The 18,608-nt window shown below is 56.1% G+C and carries 17 protein-coding genes; 3 read left to right on the plus strand and 14 right to left on the minus strand.

Annotation, left to right across the window (positions count from 1 at the left end):
• Positions 1-107 precede the first annotated feature (107 nt).
• Positions 108-1,400, plus strand: a complete 1,293-nt coding sequence (locus AS026_RS00805) for a polysaccharide biosynthesis/export family protein (RefSeq protein WP_062368352.1) — start codon at positions 108-110, stop codon at positions 1,398-1,400.
• Positions 1,401-1,450: 50 nt separating this feature from the next.
• Positions 1,451-2,962 carry an O-antigen translocase gene (locus AS026_RS00810; RefSeq protein WP_062368353.1) on the plus strand — a complete coding sequence of 504 codons (1,512 nt, stop codon included), beginning with the start codon at positions 1,451-1,453 and terminating at the stop codon, positions 2,960-2,962.
• Positions 2,963-3,343: 381 nt separating this feature from the next.
• On the opposite strand, the gene AS026_RS00815 is transcribed toward AS026_RS00810, so the two are convergent.
• The 10 genes from AS026_RS00815 to AS026_RS00860 form a co-directional block, all read right to left on the minus strand.
• Positions 3,344-3,811, minus strand: a complete 468-nt coding sequence (locus tag AS026_RS00815; protein WP_245307281.1) for a hypothetical protein — start codon at positions 3,809-3,811, stop codon at positions 3,344-3,346.
• A 245-nt stretch (positions 3,812-4,056) separates the two neighbouring features.
• Positions 4,057-5,238: a DegT/DnrJ/EryC1/StrS family aminotransferase gene (locus tag AS026_RS00820; protein ID WP_062368355.1), complete on the minus strand. Its 1,182-nt coding sequence runs from the start codon at positions 5,236-5,238 to the stop codon at positions 4,057-4,059.
• Positions 5,235-6,209 carry an NAD-dependent epimerase/dehydratase family protein gene (locus AS026_RS00825; RefSeq protein WP_062368356.1) on the minus strand — a complete coding sequence of 325 codons (975 nt, stop codon included), beginning with the start codon at positions 6,207-6,209 and terminating at the stop codon, positions 5,235-5,237. Before AS026_RS00825 ends, AS026_RS00820 begins: the two co-directional genes overlap by 4 nt.
• Positions 6,210-6,212: 3 nt before the next feature.
• On the minus strand, positions 6,213-6,923 hold the full coding sequence (locus AS026_RS00830) for an acyltransferase (protein ID WP_062368357.1): 711 nt from the start codon (positions 6,921-6,923) through the stop codon (positions 6,213-6,215).
• Positions 6,913-8,019, minus strand: coding sequence for a DegT/DnrJ/EryC1/StrS family aminotransferase (locus AS026_RS00835; RefSeq protein WP_062368358.1), 1,107 nt, complete (start codon positions 8,017-8,019; stop codon positions 6,913-6,915). The genes AS026_RS00830 and AS026_RS00835 overlap by 11 nt, the downstream gene beginning before the upstream one ends.
• Positions 8,016-9,053, minus strand: coding sequence for a Gfo/Idh/MocA family protein (locus tag AS026_RS00840; RefSeq protein WP_062368359.1), 1,038 nt, complete (start codon positions 9,051-9,053; stop codon positions 8,016-8,018). The genes AS026_RS00835 and AS026_RS00840 overlap by 4 nt, the downstream gene beginning before the upstream one ends.
• Complete coding sequence (locus tag AS026_RS00845; protein WP_062368360.1) at positions 9,050-9,556, minus strand: acyltransferase; 507 nt, start codon at positions 9,554-9,556, stop codon at positions 9,050-9,052. The genes AS026_RS00840 and AS026_RS00845 overlap by 4 nt, the downstream gene beginning before the upstream one ends.
• A 548-nt stretch (positions 9,557-10,104) precedes the next feature.
• A complete protein-coding gene (locus AS026_RS00850; protein WP_160330082.1) occupies positions 10,105-11,481 on the minus strand; it encodes a glycosyltransferase in 1,377 nt (458 codons plus the stop codon).
• Positions 11,482-11,541: 60 nt separating this feature from the next.
• Positions 11,542-11,841 carry a hypothetical protein gene (locus AS026_RS00855; protein ID WP_131815262.1) on the minus strand — a complete coding sequence of 100 codons (300 nt, stop codon included), beginning with the start codon at positions 11,839-11,841 and terminating at the stop codon, positions 11,542-11,544.
• A gap of 43 nt (positions 11,842-11,884) precedes the next feature.
• A complete protein-coding gene (locus AS026_RS00860; RefSeq protein ID WP_062368363.1) occupies positions 11,885-12,982 on the minus strand; it encodes a glycosyltransferase family 2 protein in 1,098 nt (365 codons plus the stop codon).
• Between the two features lie 709 nt (positions 12,983-13,691).
• Between AS026_RS00860 and AS026_RS00870 the strand changes: the two genes are divergently transcribed.
• Complete coding sequence (locus AS026_RS00870) at positions 13,692-14,762, plus strand: glycosyltransferase family 4 protein (protein ID WP_131815263.1); 1,071 nt, start codon at positions 13,692-13,694, stop codon at positions 14,760-14,762.
• A gap of 47 nt (positions 14,763-14,809) precedes the next feature.
• Here the strand turns inward: AS026_RS00870 and AS026_RS00875 are convergent, their stop codons facing one another.
• The 4 genes from AS026_RS00875 to AS026_RS00890 all read right to left on the minus strand — a co-directional run bounded on the left by AS026_RS00875 (position 14,810) and on the right by AS026_RS00890 (position 18,569).
• Complete coding sequence (locus AS026_RS00875; protein WP_245307282.1) at positions 14,810-16,396, minus strand: O-antigen ligase family protein; 1,587 nt, start codon at positions 16,394-16,396, stop codon at positions 14,810-14,812.
• 252 nt (positions 16,397-16,648) lie between these two features.
• On the minus strand, positions 16,649-17,317 hold the full coding sequence (locus AS026_RS00880) for a polysaccharide deacetylase family protein (protein WP_082728400.1): 669 nt from the start codon (positions 17,315-17,317) through the stop codon (positions 16,649-16,651).
• 12 nt (positions 17,318-17,329) lie between these two features.
• Positions 17,330-18,268: a glycosyltransferase family 2 protein gene (locus AS026_RS00885; protein ID WP_245307283.1), complete on the minus strand. Its 939-nt coding sequence runs from the start codon at positions 18,266-18,268 to the stop codon at positions 17,330-17,332.
• Between the two features lie 43 nt (positions 18,269-18,311).
• Entirely contained in the window at positions 18,312-18,569 is a 258-nt protein-coding gene (locus AS026_RS00890; protein WP_062368369.1) for an acyl carrier protein, read from the minus strand.
• Positions 18,570-18,608 lie beyond the last annotated feature (39 nt).

Raw genomic sequence — 18,608 nt, forward strand, 5'->3', positions numbered from 1 at the left:
GGCAATCTTATATAAATGTATTCTTCGGGAAGAAACTTGGAGATATACATACCACTGCACGCGTATCGCGACTAAAGCCGTGAAGAACCAACTCCGGATGCTTGCTGATGCACTATTCGATATTAAAGATGGGCCGCCGCAATCTTTTGCGGTCGATCATGCGACTTCCCACGGCGGCGATCGCCTCGTTAATTTTGCTGAACGCCGGCGCAGCACTTGGCGCGCCCCTTCTTCCCAACACGAAAATTCGGCTGACGATCGTCCAGTGGATGCCGACGAAGGGCACCTACGAGCAACTGGCTACAGTTGGAGGAGAGTTTACTGTTTCGGAAGAAGGAACGATTTCGGTTCCTCTCCTTGGCTCTGTTTCTGTTGAAAACATGGATGAGGCAGCACTGGCACCGATCATCGCGAAGCGGTTGAAGGAAAAAATCGGTCTGGTCGATGAGCCGGCCGCCACCGTCGAGATCCTCAGCTACCCTCCGATCTACGTCGTGGGTGACGTTGCAAAACCCGGTGAGTATCAGTTTCGCACCGGAGTCACCGTTCTCCAGGCCCTGGCCATGAGTGGTGGTCAGTTGCGCACGGTCGATACCTTGCAAAGCTCACAAGATACCACCCGGCTGCTTGGCGTATTGAAGGAAATTGACGATGGTCTCGTTCGCAGTTCGGCAAAGATAGAGCGCTTGGAAGCAGAAATGGCAGGAGAAAAGACAATCACGCCACGAGAGGACCGCTCGAAGGCGGACGCTTTCACCACAGCAATCTACAAGCAGGAAGATGTGATTTTTTCCACTCGCGCGAACGAACTGACACGACAATCCAATACACTCTCAGGTTTGCGCGACCTCCTGTCGGACGAGATTGATGTCCTTCAGGAAAAGATAAAAAGCACCGACGCGAATATAAACTCAGCGCAACAGCAGCTTGACAGTACCATCGCTCTCGTTGAGCGAGGCGCGCTCGTCGCGACGCGGCAGGCAGAGGCCGAACGCATGATGAGAAACTATCAAAATGATCGGCTTGATCTCACAGTTGCAATCATGAGAGCCCGCCAAAGTATAAGTCAGACGACACGCGATCTGGAGGGGCTGTACGACAAACGGCAGACAGAAGTCGCGGCGGAGCTGCAATCTGAGCGCGCGACCATGACGCAACTGAAACTGAAAAGGGACACAAATCGGAATCTGCTAATCGACACTCTGTCGTCCGGCAGTGCGTCACAACAGAATGAACAACAGAAGCTAAAATTCGATATCGTACGTCGTGTCTCCGGGAACATTAGCGAGATTGATGCCTCCGAAACGACCGCGATGTTGCCGGGAGATGTTCTGAAAGTGACCGAGCCGAGACCCTCACGCAGTTCTGTTCAAACGATCTTGAATACCGCCAGCCAGTAACGAGAGCACCCGACTCGTGGCGCCACGTACCTAATGATAGGCCAGTCAAAATGACCCTCCCCAGCGGCAGCGGCAGCGGCAGCAAGAGCTACACACAGATTATCAAATCGACGACGCTCATCGGCGGATCGTCTGCTATCAACGTTGTCTTCTCCATTCTCCGAAACAAGGCAATGGCGCTGCTTTTGGGCCCTCAAGGCATCGGCATGATGGCATTTTACAGCTCGATCGCGGATATTTCACAAGCGGTGGCGGGGCTAGGTATCAACGCGAGCGGCGTTCGCCAGATAGCGGCTACCGATTCACGAGATACCCAGCGAATATCCGAGGTCGTGACCGTGCTGCGCCGTGTGTCCTTGCTTTTGGGGCTCGCTGGAGCTGCCATGCTGCTTGTCTTCTCAGCCCCGGTCGCACGGTTCACCTTTGGGGATGACCAGCATACTCTCGGGGTGATGGTCCTATCGCTTGTGGTTTTTTTTCAGGTTGCAGCCGGAGGGAGAGCTGCGCTGCTCCAGGGCGTTCGTGACATATCCGGCCTGGCTCGGATGGGCGTGCTGGGTGGCTTCTTCAGCCTGGCAGTCGGCGTACCAATCATCTATTTCTTCGGAGAGGCTGGGATCGCGGTCTCGCTGGCCGCTGCGAGCTTTGCCGGCTTTGTGACGTCGTGGTGGTTTAGTCGCAGGATTGACATACCCTTGGTTTCCCTCTCGGTGCGACGAGCGTTCCAGGAAACCAGCGCACTTTTCCAACTTGGCATCGTCTTCATGGCGAGCGGATTTCTGACCATGGGCAGTGCTTATGCCATTCGCCTCATCATTTCTGCGGAAAATGGGTTACATGCTGCGGGCCTCTATCAGGCAGCATGGGGGTTGGGAGGCCTATATGCCGGGTTCATCCTGCAGGCGATGGGCACCGACTTTTATCCCCGTCTGACGGGGATCGCGAATGATAATGCTGAATGCAATAGGCTGGTGAATGAACAGGCAGAGGTCAGCATTTTGCTGGCCGGCCCTGGGCTAGTCGCTACCCTTACCTTGGCCCCGGTCGTGATGACCTTTTTCTACTCTTCCGAATTTCGCGAGGCTGTCGATATTCTGCGATGGATCTGCCTCGGGATGATGCTCCGCATCGTCGCCTGGCCGATCGGATTTATTATTCTCGCCAAAAGTGCGAAGGGTATCTTCTTCTCGGTGGAGGTTGCCGCGGCGGTTGTGCACGTTGGCCTTGCTTGGCTGTTCGTGGGCACATTCGGCATTGCCGGCGCCGGCATTGCCTTCTTTGGCCTCTATGTGTGGCATAGTATCGTGATGTACTGGATCGTACGACGTTTCACGCAGTTCCGGTGGTCAGCTGCCAATCGCCGGCTGATCATGGCCTATTTGCCGATATCGACCGTCGTCTTCGGTGCGTTCAAGGTTTTGCCGCTCTGGCAAGCAACCGGCCTCGGACTGGCGACCACGATCGTGGTCGGCCTCTACTCCTTGAGGGTGCTAGCCGGTTTGCTTCCTGAACACGCGTTTCCGCGGCTGATCCGGCCCCTCCTGAATATGCGGGGCGTTTAAGAACGACAGGGCGTCTATCGCCCCCAGATTGCCCTCCTCCACATCGCATCGCTCGTGACAACCAGGCGTTTTCAACAAACCCCTGACAAATCCGCAATACGTCAATTGCAAAGCGCCCGATCATTCGGCCTTGTGGGCCTCGCGGAATGCGTGCACCTCGGTCAGCGACCGGTATCACCTTGCGTCCCTTTCACGGTCGACGATGGCGAACCCAATCCAGCCTCACATCCATTTTCTTCATCGAAATGGGACGAAAGGCCTGGACGCGCTGCCAATTGGGGGTACGGGAAGAGCTTTAGCCGATTCGTAAACGACACTCTGGTTCACGGACGGCCTCACTGATGAGAGCTTACAGCGACGGCTTGCATCCGTGCCGGGCACTCAAAGCCCTAGCTCGCGACATGCTTGCCCACTCGATGAAAAGGCTTTCGCTCTACGCCACTCGCTAGCGAGCAGTACAATCAAAATCCCGGCCATCTCCAGTATCCAGTACCATTTGAGGCCCAAGAAGCGGCTTCTGAAGAAGGTGTCGAGATGATGAAAAGAGGCAGCGCGAATGAGCACGTATCCGATCACAAACGTCGAGCCAATCGATGCAATCCACATCTGAACTGGGGATTTCCTGATACGGTAGATGAAGGCCAGGATAATGGCGACGCACGCGGCAGCAACACCGAAGACGAAATAAATCTGAACAGCCTGGCGTCGGTCGTACCAGCCCTCAGAGTGCGCAATGACACGACCAAGCTCTGTCATGCCAGACTGCAGGTCCAGCTGCTTGTTTATGCCTAGGATAAAAAAGAACAATGAGATAAAGCGCCAGATCCTGGCATCGGATTTGTCGCTCAAGTCTTGCCGCCGGACGCGCCCCATAGTCATCCAGCAACTGATGCTTGCAAGTAAATACAGAGCGACTGTAACCCACCCCCCGATTGTGGGATCGCCAATGCCCGGGTGCCAACTGAACTCATAATTGCTTGTCACTCCTGCCCCCTAAGTGGTTGCGTTTTTGGAGCTCGATATTCGAGGTTTTCGTCGTTGCCCCGAAGTGCAATGCAGTCTGGCCGCGGTCGAAGGGACGATGCAGGTAGAAATTAGCCGACCTGCCCGATTGCCAATTTCGAGGCGGAAACACAGTCCTGGACTGCCCTGGCGACAGCCGTTAGGTCGTTCTCGGTCATCTGCGCAAATAGCGGCAGAATGATTGAATGTAGTTGCGCCAAGACACTTTGGCGCAGGCCCGTTGCGACGCGATGCGAGCCCGGTTCGCTATATGCATCCTCGAGATGGATATTCATAATTCCACGTCTCGTCGAGACGCCCAGATCAAGCAGCTCCTGCATGACTTCGCGCTGGTCGAGATCCTGCGATAGTCGCAGGCAGTAGCTCTGCCAATTGCTGCGAGCCCACGAGGGTTCGATCGGCAATGCCGCCGCGGCCGCCCCGCGGAGCTCCTCGGCATAGCGGCTCGCAATCTCACGCCGCCGCGCGATGATTGCCGGCAGTCGCTTCAGCTGCTCACGCCCAACCGCCGCCTGCATGTCTGTCATGCGATAATTATAACCCAACTCGGGATAGGATTCGAAAATGACCTGTTTCGAGCCGTGGCGTACTGCATCCGTCACACTCATGCCGTGTTGCCGCCACAAGCGGAACTTTCGATCGTATTCCGGGTTGGCCGTTGTCAGCATACCGCCGTCGCCTGTTGTCACCACCTTGCGCGGGTGAAAGGAGAAGCAGGCGATATCGCCATGAGGCTTGCCGATCTTTTCCCATCGACCCTTCCAGAGAATTTCACTGCCGGTTGCGCAAGCGGCATCCTCGATCACCGGGATGGAATGACGGGCCGCGATCGTAACGACGCGGCGCAGGTCGCAGGGCATTCCGAGCTGATGGACGCAAATGATGGCCTTCGTTCGGGGCGTGATGGCCGCTTCGATCAAGTCGGGATCGATGTTGTAGCCATCTTTCTCGATATCGACGAAAACAGGCACGGCTCCGCAATAGCGGATCGCATTCGCGGTTGCGATGAACGTGTGGCTAACCGTGATGACTTCATCGCCAGCCTCAACGCCGACCGCCTTCAGGGCGAGGTGGAGCGCGGTCGTGCAATTGGATACGGCGCATGCGTGCTTGGCACCGACAAAATCGGCGAACTCTTCCTCGAACGCGGCCACCTCTGGCCCTTGCGTAACCCAGCCGGACAGAATGACGCGACGAACCGCCTCGACCTCCTGCTCGTCGAGAACAGGCTTGGCAACCGGGATCTGGCTCATGCTGCCTCTCCTGCGTTCAGGCTCTTTTCCTGGCGCCACCACTCTACGAGATCGCGCAGGCCTTCTTCCATTGTCACCTTTGCGCTGAAGCCTAGAAGCTTCTCTGCCTTGACAGTAGAGGCAAGGCGCCGCGGCACGGCATTGACCTTGCGCGCCGGCCCGAATTGCGGTTCCAGCGAAGAGCCCATGACCTTGGTCAGGAGGGCTGCAAGTTCTCGAAGGCTCGTCTCGCTGCCGCTTGCGACGTTGAAAACCTCATCGGTGACATCGGATTGTGCTGCAAGCAGGTTGGCCCGTGCGATGTCGTGCACATGCACGAAATCCATCGTTTGCATGCCATCGCCGAGGATGATCGGCGGCAGGCCGCTGGCAATGCGTTCCATCCAGCGGATCAGCACTTCCGTGTAGGCGCCATAGACGTCCATGCGCGGACCGTAGACGTTGAAGTAGCGAAGCGCGACGTAACGCAGGCCGTACATCTCCGCAAAGCTGCGCAGCAGGCCTTCGTTGAAGGCTTTGGCAGCACCGTAAATGGTCCGATTGTTGTAAGGGTGATGTTCCTCGGTGGTCGGGAACGTATCGGCCAGCCCCAGGACCGAGGCGGAGGACGCAGCCACAACTTTGGAAACTCCAGCCTGCACGGCCGCTTCGAGAACGTCGAACGTTCCGCCTGCCAGAACATCAAAGGCAAGCCGTGGCTCCTCGGCGCATTGCGTGATGCGAATGGCGGCCTGGTGGAAGACGACATCGATGCCCTGGCTGACATCCTTGAGAAGCGCACGGTCCCTGATATCGCCCTCGACAATCGTCACCGGAGCCCGATCGATGGCGTCAACAAGGTTCTCACGCCTGCCTCGGACGAAATTGTCCAGGACCACGATTTCCCTGGGGTCTTCGCGGGCGACGAGATCGGCAATATGCGAGCCGATGAGACCGGCGCCACCGGTGATCAAGATCCGCTTGTTCTTCATGCTCTAACACTCCGAATTTGGTCCGCTTGAATCCTGATCCGTTCGCCAGCGGAGGAATTTTGCCGGAACGCCCGCAACAACTGAGAAGGGAGCGACGTCGTCAACGACCACGGCGCCAGCGCCGACAATTGCGCCCTTGCCGACGGTCACGCCGGGAAGAATGGTGGCATTGGTGCCGATGTCTGCCCATGCGCCGATAAGGACCGGCTTGATTTCCAGGTCGGTGCGAATGATGGGCATGTCGACCGGCATTGCAGTATGGCTTGAACCGAGGACCTTTGCGCCCGGACCCCATCCGACATGATCCTCAAGGACGAGATCACGTGCATCAAAATAGGCCTGCGGGCCGATCCAGACGTTGTTTCCGATCCGACAGGTGCCGTCGAATCTGCCCTGAATGTAGGCTTGGGCGCCGATAAACACCCCGTTGCCGATCTCGAAGGTTTCCGGGTGCTTGAAACCGGCTCCGCTACCGACTTGCAGGCCGTCGCCACAAGCGCGCGCCAGGCTTTTCCAGATTGTCTTGCGCATGAAACTGTCGACGAAACCGTCGCCCGTTGCGAAGCGCGCGTAGAGTTCGACGAGACCCGCTGTCCCATAGGAGCGGGTGAGTTCCCCGGCCAGATGAACGACATAGTCAGGATCCACGGAGGTTTGCTGACGCCCATGCACGGCCAGGACAAGACGCACGCCGGTGACGGGGTCAGCTGACATAGGCTTCCTGCTCCACAGCAGCTGCAATCTGATCGACTTGCCTCAGTGTCAGCTCCGGATAGATCGGCAGCGAGAGCACCTCACGCGCTGCGGCCTCCGATATCGGGAAATCTCCGGCACGATAGCCAAGATCAGCATGCGCCTTTTGAAGGTGGATCGGGATCGGATAATGGAGGCCGGTATGGATGCCCGCCGACCGCAACGAGTGCTGGAGATGCTCACGGTCGCGCGAGCGCACGGCGTAGACATGATAGACATGGCGCCGATCCATCATCGCAACGGGGGCGCTGACCGAGCGCGAGCTGGCCAAAAGGCCGGAGTAGCGATTGGCACGAACCCGGCGTGCTTCGGTCCAGGCCTCGAGGTGCCGAAGTTTGACGCGCAGGATCGCGCCCTGGATCTCATCCATGCGATAGTTGTAGCCCTTCAGCGCATGGTGATAGCGCTGCTCCTGGCCCCAGTCCCGCAGCATCCTGATCGTCTTGGCGTGCTCGTCGTCGTTGGTGACGACGATGCCGCCCTCGCCACAGGCCCCGAGGTTCTTGCCGGGGTAGAAGCTGAAACAGCCGGACACGCCGATACTTCCCGCACGGCGTTGCTTGTATTCTGCGCCGTGGGCTTGGCAGGCGTCTTCGATGACAGGAATTCCGTGCCTGTCAGCAATGGCCTTGATGGCGTCCATGTCGGCCATCTGCCCATAGAGATGGACAGGCATTATGGCCTTGGTCCGAGGCGTGATTGCTGCCTCAAGCAAGGCCGGATCCATTGTGAGCGTTACCGGTTCGACATCGACGAAGACCGGGCGGGCCCCGGTATAGCAGACCGCGGATGCGGTTGCGACGAAGCTGAAGGAAACGGTAATGACCTCGTCGCCCGGGCCAACGCCTGCGGCGAGCAAGGCAAGATGCAAAGCGCTTGTGCCGGTGTTGACGGCGATCGCATGCTTGGCGTCGCAATAGGCCGCGAACTCCTCTTCGAAGCGAGCAACTTCTTCGCCAAGGACATAGTGGCCCGACGCCAGCACGCGCAGCACTGCGGGTTCAACCTCGCTTCTGATGGCGGCGTACTGAGCCTTGAGATCGAGAAGGGGGATCATGCAATCAGCCTCGCGGGCTCGAGTTCGATGACACGTCCGCGCTGGGCAAGCGACTGGGTGGCAGCCTCGAGAATGCGCACCACGCGAAGTCCCGCATGACCGTCGGCGATCGGCTGGCCGTTTGTCATGACACAATCGACAAACTGCTTGAGCTCACGTCCAAGCGCTTCCGTCATATCAAGTTGTGGGGCGTACATATCTCCGGTGCGATAGCCGACGCGCATGTCGTGGACCTTCTTGCCATCGGCCTGCGGATTGCCGTTGAGTGTGATGCCCTTGTCATAGACCTTGATCTTCTCGCTCGGCTCCAGATCGTCATAGACGATCATCTTGCTGCTGCCGCCGATAAGCGTACGGCGCACTTTGACCGGCGCCAGCCAGTTGACGTGGATGTGGGCGATCAGCTTGCTTTCGAAGAAGAGCGTCAGATAGGCGATGTTTTCGGGCTCACCGGCAACATGGCCCATGCCCGTTGCCGAGACCGCCACCGGCTTTTCCGGCAGCACGTAATCCATGATTGACAGGTCATGGACTGCGAGATCCCAGATGACGCTGACATCATGCTGGAAGAGGCCGAGATTCACGCGCACTGAATCGTAGTAATAGATGTCTCCGAGACCATTCTCGATGATTTCCCGCATCTTGCGCACCGCACCTGTATGAATGAAGGTGTGGTCAACCGCGAGAATGAGCCGACGCCGCGCGGCCTCTTCCACCATCCGGCGAGCTTCTTCGGACGTTGACGCCATCGGCTTTTCGACAAACACATGCTTGCCGGCCATCAGCGCTTTCATGGCCAGCATGTAGTGAGCCGACACGGGCGTCGCGATCGCAACGGCGTCAACACGGGGATCACGCAAGACCTCGTCGAAATCGTCTGTAATCTGGACCGTCGGGTAGCGCAGCTGGACGCCGGCGAGGCGATCCTTTTTGAGATCGCATACCCAAATAAGCTTTGCACCTGGCGTTTCTGCAAGATTCCGGACCAGGTTCGGCCCCCAATATCCGTAACCGACGACGGCAACCCCAATCATCTTGCTCTCCCCGATGGAATGACTTCGACTGGCGCATCCTTTGCGCGGCCAATAATCTTTGCCGGTACACCGGCAACAATTGCGTATGCAGGCACGTCCTTGGTAACGACCGCGCCCGCGCCGATCTGAGCGCCTTCACCAATCGTTATGCCGGCGACGATGGTCGCGTTGCTGCCGATCGAGGCGTAACGCTTGACGAGCGTCGGCACGACCGACCAGTCCTTGTCAGACTGAAGGGAACCATCGAGGTTGACGGCACGTGGGTGCAGATCGTTGGTAAACATCACACCGTGACCCACGAAAACGCCGTCTTCGATGGTGACGCCCTCGCAGATGAAGGAGTGGCTGGAAATCTTGCAGTTTTCTGCAATCGAGGCGTTCTTCTGGATCTCGACAAAAGTTCCGATGCGCGTGCCTGTGCCGATTGAACAGCCGTATAAATTGACGAGATCCGGATGATGGATAACTACATCATCGCCCAGCCTCACGCTTTGTGCGATCATGGTACCCGCTCCACGTGGAAACGGCGTGATCCAATCAGTTCATTTTTCACTTTGAGCATAAAAACGCGCCCCTCAGCTGAACCATGTACTGAGGACAAGGAAGTATTTTTTACCTTGAGAGTAAAGAAAACAAAAATCGGTATTCGATAGATCGAAAGGAGTACACTTGAAAGAATCTTACCAATTATACATTGGTCATCGAAAGTAATTTGTAGAACGGCATGGAGACTTTTCTATTGGTCTCGACTTTTGGGAACCGTGGGAGTTATGTCGGACAGCACGATTGGGGCATACGACAGAATTCATGCAGGCCAGGGTTCTTGCGTGACGGGGATGTTCGCGGTTTCTGCGACGAAGCAAAGCTTTCGACTGTGGCAGAGAATTATTCTCTTTCCCGCAGCCACCGGCACGTCGAGGGGCTTATCCGGCCCTGTTGTTCCCGGTCAGCAAAAATACCGGTCGCTGCAGAATGGTCTTCGGCGCACGACCGAACGCATTTTGACCTACGTGTGCGATGACCGTCCTTCGGGCAGCGGCATCTGCGCTGCTTAACGCATCTGTCGTGATTGCAGTTTCAAGAGCTCTGCGACATGTTTGGAGATCGCCGCGCTTCCCTCATTGCTGAGAAGCTCTTCACTGATCGTTTTCGCTTTGCCGCGGAATTGCTCACCGCCAAGAATATCTCGAATGCTGCTCGAAACGGATTGGACGGAGACATCCCTGCGCCAAAGTTTTTTGCCCACGCCTAAATGTTCGACGACGGAGGCGTTATAGGCCTGGTCGGCAAAAAACGGAATGCACAACATCGGTGTCGCTCCAAACAGCGCCTCCTGTACGCTATGGGGACCCGCCTGAGTGACGAAGCACTGCACGTTGGCAATGGCTAGAATTTCGGGCTGCGGAACAAACGATTCAAACCGAATTTTGTTATCCACAGGCAGCTTGGATACAAGCGACCGCTGATTTGCGGGCAAGCTCCAGAGCACACGGACATCGAGCAAACGCAATCCATCATGGACTGCTCTGGCAAAGGGACCATCGATCTCCACAGCTGAACCAAACGATACGTATACAATTGGACGCTCGATGTCTGCATCGATCCAGGCTCGAAGATCATCAGACAATGGCAGGGATGAATGAAATTTGAGCGCAGGAAACTCCCGCCGGGTCGCCCCTTTGGTTTGCAGCGCCGAGCTTAACCGCCTTCGTTCCAACGAGGCCGTCCCGAAAACGAGCCATTCGGGGGGCACCGCTTCGTGCCCACGAATTGGAAAGGCAGCTTTAAACTCAGCTATTGCAGTTTGACGGACAGAACGCAGCTTCAGCCAATCGCCAAAAAATCGAAAGCGATAATATGATGAACATAGTGCCTTCGATACCGACGAGATCTTCTCGACAGCTGTCTGAACGATTTCAGGCACTCTGGTCAAACCAAACGTTTGAACGAAAGGCCTCTGGTGATAGGCGAGACTTCCGTCGAAACTATTGATCAGCAATCGCACACCCAGCGATTGAGCAATATGCGCGTACCAGTCTACAAACCACTTGGCATCGCTAATGATCACGTCCGGCCGTTGACGCTGAAGTTCCTCGTTCAATCGAAGGGCCTCGCGTCCGACTCCCGCACTAATTTTGGGGTAAATCGCCAGATAGTGAAGATAGAGACATACGCTGGTGAAGAAACTCGATCGCTTAAAAAACCGATCCATTTCCCTACCCAGCTCCTGCCGCGGTATCGCGTCAAGTTCGAACGACTCGAATGGAAAGCGCTTCAACAATGGGGCACATTCGCTGGCGATATAACATTTGATATGAAATCCCGCCTCCTTCAAAGCGTCCGCCAACTTCAGAAGCGGCTGAAGGTGACCGTAATCAGGAATGAAGCAGATGATAGCGACCGAGCGCTGTCTTGGGGGCAAGTACACGAAATATCTCCTCGTCTCGATGACAGTCCCGGCCATAGAACGCTACAATTGCGTGGGTTATCACGGCAGAACAGACCCCTGATCGCCACAACTCAGCTCAATGACTTCATTGGCGGTTCCGCGTTCTGCCGCCGCCTGCAACAAGGAGAGTTCTGACTGGTTGGTGAAATCGGCGGCGGAGCGTCCCTTACGTTGATCGATAGCATGCGATATTGGCCATCCGACAGTTTCAGTAACGGTTGCGCCGAACGATCGTTGCCGACGCACATCGACGGCAGGGACATGATCGAGCCCAGATACCCGCAGCTTCATCTTGCCTACACCCCTATCCATCTCCAATAAGTCTACTTGTGTCGCCATATCGATCTCGGATACCTCGGCGGGATCGCTTCACTCGCCTACCTCACTGAATGGAGCGATGTACGCCCGATCGACGCCATTGATAATGGGCCAGCCGCCGCTGGAAAGAGGCATGCTTCCGGGCGAGCCACGTTCTCAAATGCCCTCGCTTTCGTGCCCGGATGCGTTCAAACGATCGCCACTCCACAGTCGACTTTAGGTCCGGATTAATCGAGGAAGCGAACTGCTCATATGCTTGGGGCGTCGCTTCTAACTCTATGCCGCATTCGATCGATTGTTGCACATGTCGAATCGCCGTTCGAGAAAGTGCACTTTTGGCGAGGTTATAAAGGTGGGCGGCCTCTGGCAGATTTCCCGCCTCTTTACTGAACGCAGACGCAAACGCAGCAAGTCGCGCCTTCAGGTCAAAGAGCATACCGGAATGCACCGTCCGCTGCATACTGAGGGGATGCATTCGATAGCACGCCTGATCGGCGCCTTTTACGCGACCAACATCGCTGACCGAGGCGGCCCGCAGCCACATTTCCATATCTCCGGAATGGGGCAAGGCAGGATCATATCCCCCAATGCGGTGCTGAACGCTTGTCCGCAGAACAACCTCTGGGCAACAAATAAAGTTGCTACCCGCCCGACACATCATTTCGACCCATTCACTGCCAGACCAAATCGTCCAACCCGACGCCTTGGTCTTGATGTCCGATGGCGCCTCCTCCTGAAACATTCGTGGATTTCCATATACGAGACCGACCGAGGGATGCTGATCCATCAGATCGGCTGCTCTGCGAAGTGCGCCAGGCGTCAACAAATCATCGGCCGAAAGTAGCACCACATAATCCGCCGATACGAGTTCAAGTCCCTCATTGTATGTCGCGATATGCCCTTTGTTCACAGGGTGATGGATAAAGGAAATGCGAGGATCGGACTCCGCCAACTCACGACAAACATCTACCGTATCGTCCGACGAACAATCGTCGATAATGAGAACGCTTACATCGACGCCTTCCTGCGATAGAGCGCTGGCAACGCAGCCCCGTAAATAGCGACCGTAGTTGTAACATGGGATAACGATTTGGACGGTGCTCACGTTCGCCTCTTCTCTCGGACCATGACCATGCGTGCGGTTTTCTTTCATTCCATCCATGGATGGCGTGGTTTTTTGCCAGACCGTGAAGTGCCTCGTCAGACGGACATTCCCGCGCGATTTGGGATTGTTAAATGCCCCGAGTCTTTGGTTTTCCCCTCGTTAAGCGGATCCGGCTGGAAATTCTTGACGGCTCCCGACTTGATGTTCTCCCCTGCAGTCAAGCTATTGCTACGAGACGCCTTGCGGATTTTGGAAATCTCGCATCGAAAGCTGCAGCTTAGGAAGCCTTGTCCGCCGCCACTTTGGGAGAAGCTCGTATACCCCCTTCGACTACTGGTCAGCGCTCAGCCGTGGCGTCGGTCCCGAAGTTCCCGGGCACGGCAGTTTGATCTCGGGTACCGTCCAGCCTTGAGAGGTGCATGATACGGTCCGTTCCAGCAGTCGAGTGGATCGACGCAATTCATCTGCGGCTGCAAGAGGGTGGCCAACGTCGGCCCAGCTCCATCCACGCTGTGGCGATCAAGCATAAGCTCACCATCGCTGTCATCCTTGGTTTGGCCGAACAGTCGGCATCCGTCGCGCTGATCGGGGGTACTGGCAAATTTCAGCGTTCAGGCCAGTAGACATCTTGTTAGTTATCGCTGAATGGATGATCGATCCTGTCAGCCATTTGGTGAAAGCCAGTATAGCCTAGAGGTAATTGCCGGCGATTGAACTTCAAACTACACTAAATTGAGCGTCGGAAAGTATTTCGGAGGTCTGTCTGGTGCCATCAGTGTTTGTATTGCTTTCTAGACGCTTAGATGAAAAGGCGTGGAACGTGGCCTTTCTGAGAGGGGAGGCGCCGGATCAGTCCCCTTACGGATACCATCATGCGCGTTCAGCAGAATGGACGATAACCTTTTCAAAACCGACCGAGACGCATGGAATGGCTCGCCTGTTTGACAGCGTTTCCAGACGTGTGTTTGGATTTGACGTGGTGCACATATGGAGAAATCGATCCGACATTGCCAATTCGTCGTTTATTTGGACACACACTGAGGGCGAACATCTCGCCGCGAGCCTGTTGCTGCGTTTCAAGAGAGATCGCCGTTCGCGTCCGAGGCTAATAGCTCAGTCAGTTTGGCTGATGGATAGATGGGATCGAATGCCCCCCCCAAGACGCTGGCTCAACAGGTGGCTTTTACGTTCGGCAGATATACTGACCTTTCTTTCCCCTCTAAATGCTGAGAAGGCCCGCCGCCTTTTCCCAAAGACCAGGGTAGAAGTGGTGCCCTTCGGTATATCTTTGGATTCGTTCAACACAAGTCGCCCGCCTCTGCAGAATTTCCACACCCCAATCCGAGTACTTGCACTGGGAAACGATAGGCATAGGGATTGGCCGACTTTTGCCGCAGCCCTTGCTTCGGAGAAGCAGGTTGAGGTTCGAATTGGATCGAGCACATTTCCCCGCCAGCTGTTAGCGTCCCACTTTCAGGTCTCTCAACTTGATCTGGCTGGAATCCGCGCCTGGCTCGCTTGGGCCGATATTCTCGTGGTGCCACTGAAACCTAATCTTCACGCGTCAGGTTTGACAACGGTACTTGAAGCTGTGGCGCTCGGCGTACCCGTCGTCGCATCGCGTTCGGGCGGGCTGGAATGGTATTTTGATCATGACTGCGTCACCTACGTCGAATCAGAAGACCCTGATGAGCTTCGCAGGGCCATCTTGAGTCTGACGCCGGAGGTCGCTGCAGATCGAGCTAGACGGGCAATTGAGCGTTTGAAGGGTAGCGACTTCTCGACGGAGGGATATGCTCGTCGCCATGTCGAATTAAGCCTTTCACTCCTACAGTAGACACCAAGTGAGACATGCCATCCGCGTACCAAAACGCCGAGGCACGATTACGTGCCACGCCGTTGCGATGATGAGGGTTGCCCAGTTCGTCCTTCGCTCGATCCGACTTCAACTCCAGTCGGCCGCGACAAGACGCCCGGCATTGGCTTGCTTGCGGATTCTGGAACGAGTGTGCCACGTTGCCCCCTGCTGGCTGTATATGCATTGGCTTTCTGCTCCAGAATCCAGACGCCGCTTCCCAGCATGAACATGAACCAGGCGTAGGCCGCAGCCCAGAAGTGCACTGTGAAGCCGACGACCACAAACACGACCATGCAAATCACGTAGGCAGTTCGATAGGCGTCGACCTTCTCATCGAGGCCTTTTTTGAAAGCAGCCGGAAGAACGACCGCCATATAAGCGCCAAATATGAAGATGACGGCGGGCATCCCGTGGCGCATACCCATCACAAGCCAGAAATTGTCGACGCTGTCTCCCATCCAGGAAAGTTTTTCTTCCCATACGCCATACCCGATACCGAACCAGGGGTGATTGGCGACAGTGGCAGAGCCGCATTCCCAAATCGCTAAGCGATACCATCCTGTCTGCGCGTCAAATGTGAAATGGGATATGTAGAAACTGACAGGCGTCTGATTTGATCCGACCTCCACCACAAGGTATGCGATAAAGATGATTGCCCACAATAGCTTCCAGCGCCATTCGAAACGCTTGAGCAGCGAATTCCAGGCTATCACGGCGAATTGCAGGACCATGCCGGCAAGAGGCGCAGATGACATGGACATAAACGTGGCCAGAGATATAAGTGCTGTCTTCCTCCACCTCGCCAAAGCGCTCCCGCGATAGCCTAGGACCGAATAGGCCAAGCCGACTACGCTCCCGCAGAAGACGCCATAAAGGATCGGATGGCCGAATGGACCCTGCACTCGCGTGAGGCCCCATCGCCCATCGATCATCGAGATGTCTGACGTTGGGAACACCAATCCGAAAATTGTCAGGAGCGGCTTTTGTCCGGTAAACCATTCATAGAGGGCGAACGGCAAAAGGATCATGACCGACTTGCAGGCGACTCGGACCATGTTGTGAAAATCATTCTCAGTGCGAATGTAGCAGCGCGCCAACATATAAGCACCGAGCGTCTCCACGTTGTTGATTCCGATTGCTTCGATCATAGGCTCGAAACCGTGAACAATCGCCAGACTTATCGACGCCCAGAAGCTGAAGAGTATGACCGCGATATCCGCGACGCGTATTGGTCCAACTTTCCCGCTTAGCCACATCACGAGGCAGGGCAATAGCATTACGAGTAGAACGATACGATATACGGAGAGGTTCAGAGGGCCGAGTGGTATTATCCAGGGAATGATCAGACCTGCCAAAAAGATGACAACTGGCAAGGGCAACGCAGTTCGGGCGCCGGCTGATGTTTCACCTTGATTGTGAGGTTGACCGCGCGCCGAGCCAGCAGCAATGGTTTTGGATTTGCCTGTCCTCGTTGAAGTACAGCCAGGAAGCGTTCTGGTGGAATTGGACGCAGTGGCTTCCCTTGCAATCACCTCGATACCCGCCGCGTCTGGCGTTTGACGGTTGCAATCCGGCTGACTTGAACGTTGCTCAGCCTGGTGGGCAACCAGCAATTCGGATCACATTCTGCCTTCCTGCGTGTCCGAGAAATTGGCGTAGTCCCTGCTGCGATCAGCATGATAACTCCGATACCTGACTGTTCTTCCTAGCCTATAAAGATCGGTGTGGCCGATCAGCCCCACAAATGGTTGAATTGGCTTATCCGTTTGGCCGATTGAAACGTGCTTCCTAATCTCGTCAGGAAAGGGGGCTGGCGTTATGCCTCACTTCGCGGGCGACGGTGGACGTATTCGATATCATAGGCCCTAAACCCAGGCCCGGAGGGTCAGGCGCGCTGCTCTGCGCAGGCGCCTCATGGCTGGAAGGTGACCATTCAAAATATGGTCGACCATCGCATCCGTCATGCTGTTTCGTATCGAAGTTCGGGCTTGCAGGAAACGTCCTGTTGTGGCGTCCCCGCCGTCGCTCGAGTAGACGGTTTGGTAGCCGCAAGCACGCAGCTTGGCCAGTGTCGAACGGTTATAGCGACCGAAAGGAATCGAAGCCGAAAGCACGCTATGGCCGCAAATCTCTTCGAGTTGACGTTTCGACCGCCCCAACTCCCATTCAAGTTCACGCTCCGACAGACCCGACCAATCGCGGTGGTCTATCCCGTGCGTTCCTATACGCATGCCCATTTCCAGAAGACGTCGAACAGCGTCTGGATCCAGCGATCCTGTCTTGTCCAAGCGCCCGGTTAGCACGAAGAATTCGGCGTCCAGACCCCTCCTGCACAGTTCAGGCGCAGCAAGGCGAAGGTCTGACAGGTTGCCGTCATCGAAGGTAATAAGAAACTTGGCCCGATTCACATGGCAGCAGACGCGATCGAGGATTTCGCAGAAACGGTCAAGGCCTATCCAGTAATCGGCTTCCCCACAGTCGAGGATCCGCTCAGGTTCACCAATTCCGTGAAACGTCAAAATCCGGCGCTTCATGGCCTCTCCCATTCAGACACCGGCCGTCGCCCGAAATTGCATGATCGCCGCGGAAGGCCGTAATGCGCCGCCTAGTCCAGCGCGATGGATTGACCCGCGCCAACAGCGAAGCATCTGCCCGAACGCTATACCCGAAGCAAACATGGCTGCTTTTAGCCGTCCGTGATGCCGGCGATAGTAGCGGATACGGTTTGCCGTCATTAGCGCGAACAACCGCGCGCTGCTGCCGCTGCCGCCACAGGCATGGATCACTTTTGCCCGCGGTTCAAAGATAATTGAAAGGCCAGCTTCTCGCACCCGTCGCTGGTAGTCGACTTCCTCGCTATAGAGAAAGAAAGACTCGTCCCACTCACCGACGATTCTGCGTGCGTGCGCGGATATGAGAAGCGCGGACCCGGTCGCCCATTCGACAACACCGGGGCTGTCGTATTGTGGGGACAAATCGACGATTTCTCCCCATCCGATCTTCGCTGCCAGACTTCCGCCGAGAACAGCCTCCGCCCAGGCACTCAGAACAGAGGGCTCGCGACGCAACGTTGGGTCGACGCTGCCGTCCTGCCTGTAGTTGATTGGAACGACCACTCCGACAGTCGGGGTTGCCAGGTGTTCGAAAAGCGGTCTTATCGCGTCCGGATGAAGTCGCAGATCCGGATTGAGTATGAGTAGACCTGCGCCTTGACGAACGGTTGCAGCAGCCTCATTGATGGCTGCCGCATAACCGGCGTTCCACCCCATAGGGATCACCCTTGCTCCGATAGGATGAGCCGCGGCAATCTCCGCAGAGCCGTCTTGCGAATTGTTGTCAGCGATAACGACTTCGAAACGCTCGATTCCCCGAAGTCCATCCGAAAGCGAGTCAAGCAAAGCCGGCAACGCGTCAGCACTGTTGTAGGTGACGATGATGACGGCGAGCCCATCCCGATCGTCCGAAGATGCTTCAACAGTGTTCATGGTTGCCCCCATTTCAGCCCCGCTTCCTATCTCGGTGACCGTTTCAATGCGTTATATGGCGGTCGATGAACGCAGCGAGCGAACCGACTGTTTCGAAAATCTCGCCGGTGAAATCCTCATCATCGATCTGGAATCCGAATCTAGCCTCCAGGGCCGCCGCTAGGCTTAGCACCGCGAACGAATCGAGCTCGGGAATATTGCCGAACAACGGCGTGGAGGCTTCCGCGATGCGGGCCCGGTCTGCGATTCCAAGTGTATCTGCGATCACATCCTTGACCGATTCGAATGTTGACGAATTCATGGCACCTCACCGTTTCCTACAAGTAGAGTGGGTTTTAAG

The sequence above is a fragment of the Rhizobium altiplani genome (genome assembly GCF_001542405.1).
GTDB classification, from domain to species: Bacteria; Pseudomonadota; Alphaproteobacteria; order Rhizobiales; family Rhizobiaceae; genus Rhizobium; species Rhizobium altiplani.